This is a genomic window from Massilia sp. TSP1-1-2 (assembly GCF_049896185.1).
In the GTDB taxonomy this organism is placed as follows: Bacteria; Pseudomonadota; Gammaproteobacteria; order Burkholderiales; family Burkholderiaceae_D; genus Telluria_A.
The window spans coordinates 1-629 of record NZ_JAFCTU010000189.1 but is presented as its reverse complement, the minus strand read 5'-3'; the positions used below and the strand labels follow the sequence as shown (position 1 = coordinate 629).

Annotated in this window: 1 protein-coding gene; it reads right to left on the bottom strand. The window is 56.6% G+C overall.

Annotated elements, in window-relative coordinates:
- Positions 1-220 precede the first annotated feature (220 nt).
- A complete protein-coding gene (locus tag ACP7BV_RS27630) occupies positions 221-451 on the bottom strand; it encodes a hypothetical protein (RefSeq protein ID WP_426108113.1) in 231 nt (76 codons plus the stop codon).
- Between the last annotated feature and the right edge of the window lie 178 nt (positions 452-629).

Below are 629 nucleotides of genomic sequence, written 5' to 3'. Positions count from 1 at the left end.
GTAACAATACGTCGGCGGCGGCGATTGTGCCGCTGTCAAAACTGGCGGCCAATACCGTGTACGACGTGAGCTTCAGCGGCCTTGCAGACGGGACACCGATTTCGAAAAGCTGGTCGTTCACTACAAGGTAATGCTACGTTAGGGACAGACCACGTTGTACACGCGTTTCGATTGCGCAAAAGTGGTCTGACCCCTTTTTACTCTTTTACAACTTGGTGCACTAGTCGGGCGGGTTGGCGATCGCATCGGCGGTGTAGGCAGCTTCCTCGTCAAACGCGTCGGCGCATTCCTTGCCGCAAAACCGGCGTACGCTGTCGAGCGACTTGTCGCAATACCAGCACGATCCTTTGGCCGGCAAGCTCTGGCGGACCCGCACGAGCGCGGCCGCCGCGTCGGGCGCGCGCTCGGCCGCGGTGTCTTTTTCCTGCAAACTTTCCTCAATGGTAGCCAAGATCCCCCCCAAAGCGATGGCAGCACCTCATTCGTACAGCAAGATTACGGTAGTGGAATATTGGGTACATGAGAAATCGCAAACCCTGCATTATTCCTGATGCCGCACGCGAAGGAATGAGTTTGCCGGGAAAGCGACCGTCCCGCAATGCTGTGCATTCAGCCAGTTATTGCTTTCA